At 32.7% G+C, this 3,963-nt stretch carries 3 protein-coding genes; all 3 read right to left on the bottom strand.

Going from position 1 to position 3,963, the window contains the following annotated elements; translation table 11 throughout:
- Window positions 1–332: 332 nt before the first annotated feature.
- Window positions 333–1,250 (bottom strand): hypothetical protein, encoded by a 918-nt coding sequence (locus JWG40_RS04155; protein WP_205284604.1) that lies wholly within the window; start codon window positions 1,248–1,250, stop codon window positions 333–335.
- Window positions 1,251–1,810: 560 nt separating this feature from the next.
- Window positions 1,811–2,740, bottom strand: coding sequence for a hypothetical protein (locus JWG40_RS04150; protein WP_205284603.1), 930 nt, complete (start codon window positions 2,738–2,740; stop codon window positions 1,811–1,813).
- A gap of 158 nt (window positions 2,741–2,898) precedes the next feature.
- Complete coding sequence (locus JWG40_RS04145) at window positions 2,899–3,774, bottom strand: hypothetical protein (RefSeq protein WP_205284602.1); 876 nt, start codon at window positions 3,772–3,774, stop codon at window positions 2,899–2,901.
- Window positions 3,775–3,963 lie beyond the last annotated feature (189 nt).

Genomic DNA, 3,963 nt, shown 5'->3' with positions numbered 1-3,963 from the left:
ACTTATTGAATAAGCTTCATCAAGTAATTTGGAGTCAATGTTTAGATTAGTGGCCATAAGTAATTCAATTCTTACACAAGTATATGTGTGAGTCAATCATATAATTGCCTTTGATTACGCAAATTATTATTCTTAAGCTTTGGGTTCGCGCAATTGCAACTAACGAACTAGGGGAGACGACGTTCCTCGTAGCTGAGCCTTCGTAGAAGGCGTTAGCGTCGGCGCGAATCTTGCGAATGCAAGAGACGTGACGGAGAGGAATGTGTCGCAGACCGAGCGAGGCCGTTAGTGCCGAAGCGAAGCGTTTCCCCGTTGTTAGGCGCAGTTAGTTTTTATTCAGAAAAATTAAGACTTTTCTTAATTTCTGGAAATTTGTATTTATTCAAAAACTCAAAGGCCCATAGTAGTGTGCCTATAATTGAAGTCCCCTTTAATATTCTTTGAGTTACTTCATTTTTACTAATTCCTGAAATTAATTTCAAGAAAAATTCAATGCTAAAATTTGCATGATTATAAAGTAAAACAATTTCTGTCAAAAGACTCCACAATGTATACGTGAAAATGTAAGCGATTAATCTAGTTGTTATAGAGAAGCGTCCTACTTTTCCACCAAACAATTTGTATCCAAAATTTGTTACGTAAAATATAACAATAGTAGATATCAGTGCAATACTAGTGTTTGAAGCTAGAAACGACCATAAGATAATTACTGGAATATTTATACAAACTGAACCCAAAAAACCTCTAAAGTATTTTTTATCTTCCTTATCAAATTCTTCTTTTCCATTTTCTAATTCATACTTAATTTCTAAAAAACATTTATCGCAATAAGGATTACTTGTTGTTTCGTTTGTGAAATAATATAGTTTGTATTCAGGATTTTTGCATTTGCAACAAAAATTATTTTCATTGATATTGTAATATTTAATTCTTCTTGTGATAAATTCAATTAAATTAAGAATTCTTTCTTTCGGTGAGTCAAAAGTTGTATCATGAATATTAATTAATATATATTCTTTTTCAAGATTTATCTCTCCTATTTTATATTTTTTTTTAACTTCACTAAATTCAGTCTTTAATCGATAAATTTTTTTCTCATCAATATCAAGATCGCTTATCAATAGGTATTTTTGTTGATATAGGCCTTCCCAAATATTAATAATATAACCGTGCTCAATTCCTGCTATACCATTGGGAGAGTATTCCCATTTTTTTTGTGTACCAATGTTTTCAAGATCCTGACTTACCATTTTGTTCCTTGTTGAAATTTAACTAATTGCGCCTAACGAACTAGGCTTACCGACGTTTCGTGTAGCTGAGCCTCTAGAAGAGGCGTTAGCGTAACACGGAATGTGCCTTTAGGCCGAGCGAAGGCCCCACGAGATCCAGATTTTTTCAGAAATCTGAGGCGAAGTGGACAAGGTCCTGAGCGAGCGGTAAGGCGCTGTTAATTGCAGTTAGTTATTATAGTAAAAGAGTAGAGTCGAAAGGTCAACAAAAGTGAGCGCAAATTTTCTCTTAATTCTTAGAAAGCATAAATAACAAACTGCACTTGCGTGGAGAGAAAGGCTTTAATTGCTCTCTTCCAAAGCTTTAATCGACAACACCTTCTTAAAAAAATTTGCGCGTTTTCTTCTTTTGATCAACTAATTGCAATTAACGAACTAGTGGAGACGACGTTTCCCGACCCTGAGTCCCGAACGGGACGTTAGGGACTGGCACGTAGTTTGCGGATGCAAACGAGTGACAGAAGGGAAATGTGGCGCAGCCCAAGCGAGGCCTCGTGCCGAAGCGAAGCGTTTCCACGCTGTTATACGCCGTTAAATAGATTATATAATTTAGTTTTAATAAAAAGAGAAAAAACAGGTTTGCTTCTGAAAATAGAATTCAATGATTTTATTAAACTTTCGTGTTCTACTTTACTAAAAATATTTATTATCTCGTCTTCATTTAGGAGGTTTATTAATTCCTTTGATGAGAATAAAAGGATGTAATTTGCAAGGTTAACGTAAGCATTTTGCTTAATTTTACTCTTATTTAAATAAGAGCTGATTTCGCCTTTGTGATTTTTAATTCCATTGATAGCCAAATATCTAGCGATATAGTAATCGTTAGTTGCATTATACTCATTATTTATTAGAGATAGGTATATTCTATCAGCATATTTACATTTGTTTCCCAATATAATAATTTTTATTATATTTTGCGCTGAGTCTTCAATTCCTCTGTCAAGTAGATCAAATAAAGAAAATAATTGCTTTTCATTGAATTTGTAATGTTGATTCAAAGAAAGATATAATTCAGAATTTTTCATTATTTGAACATCATCACTCTGTAAATTTTCAATCGATTTTTCAATTTGATTATTTTCGTAATCTTGAATGAAAGAACTCAGATCCGATTTTAACTTTCCTATGACATTTCTTGCAGGTCGTATAGCAATGACATATGTTAAAAATGGTATAGCTAAGGTGTAAATTCCTAATACAATGGATATTATTCCGAAAAGTGAGGAAATTGATGAGAATCGAGCGTCTTGGCTTTGAATAATTTCAATGGAATATTGAAGTCTGTTTTCTAAACTTTCCTTAGCATTTTTTGTTTGTAAATTTTCTAATTTATTTTCAATATTTTGAATTCTTTCATTCAAGCGATTCGAGCTTATTTTAATTGGTTCTTCAGCAAGTATTGAAACTGTTATAACTAGACTGATTAATCCGATTAGGTATTTTGTTTTCATAATATTTATTTTATTTAATGGCGTATAACGAATTAGTCTTCCCGAAGTTTTCCGCCCTGAGCCTTCGTAGAAGGCGTTAGGGGAGCGGAAAATTTGCCGCAGGCCGAGTGAGGGCTAGTCCCGAAACGTAGCGGGAAGACGCTGTTATGCGCTGGTTTTTATTGTACTTGAAATACTAGCCAATTCGTTGCTGTTAAGTGAGTAAATAACGAAATGAAAGCAATCGGATCAGGTAGTTGCGACTTAAAAGATTCTTTGAATCTATTTAGGATATTTTTATAGTATGTGTCGTCGTTCATTATTTTTTGACAAATTTCACTTATTATTTTGATATTATCTTCATATTCCAAAAGTCCATTTTTTTCAATAAGAGATTTAATTTCTTCTTCCAGACTAAAAGAATCAATTTTTTCTTTTTCAGAGAAAGCCTGACCAAATTCGTTATTGTTATAAGTATAAATATGATGATTGTTTAAATGTTCTGCCTTAACAAAATTAGTCTTTGTTAATAAATCATTATTTTCTTTGCAATCCCATAGTTCATTGTAGGTATGAAAAATTGGGGATGCATATGCGACTATAGCTTTATCTGCTAAATTTTTAGCTAATCCTTCGAGAGCCCTCTGCTGATGAGTAGTAATTGAATATTTATAATATGGTGTATTCCAATGATCCCATAGTTCATCTTTAGAGCCAATTACAGAATATGGTCTTTTATACTGTAAAAAAAGATTAAATTTTATTTTTGGAAATGTAATATTTGTTTTTAATTGACCAATTTTATTTCGGATAAGGTTTAAATCTTCACCCACAGGGGCATGATACTGCTGTAGGAAATTGGCATAAAATGGCTGTTTTATTATAAAGATTGATCGCTCTAATTCGCTAAATTTATAAGGTTTATTAATTTTTAAAGCCACATCAAAACCAAGTATATTCTCTAAGACTTGTCCCGGTGCAAATGAGTTGAATTTTCCCGCCAATATCGAATTAATTTCATGTTCAAATACTTTTTCTTCGAATTCACATTTCATTTGATTTATCCTTTAAAATTATTAATAACTTTTAATTTTATTAGTTTAGATTTTTAAAAACTTGCGCATAACGAATTAGGCTTACCGACGTTTCGTGTAGCTGAGCCTCTTTAGAGGCGTTAGCGTAACACGGAATGTGCCTTTAGGCCGAGCGAAGGCCCCACGAGATCCAGATTTTTTCAGAAATCT

The sequence above is a fragment of the Leptospira abararensis genome (assembly GCF_016918735.1).
Taxonomy (GTDB): domain Bacteria; phylum Spirochaetota; class Leptospiria; order Leptospirales; family Leptospiraceae; genus Leptospira_A; species Leptospira_A abararensis.
The sequence above is the reverse complement of the archived record's forward strand: the minus strand, read 5'-3'. Positions and strand labels throughout refer to the sequence as shown.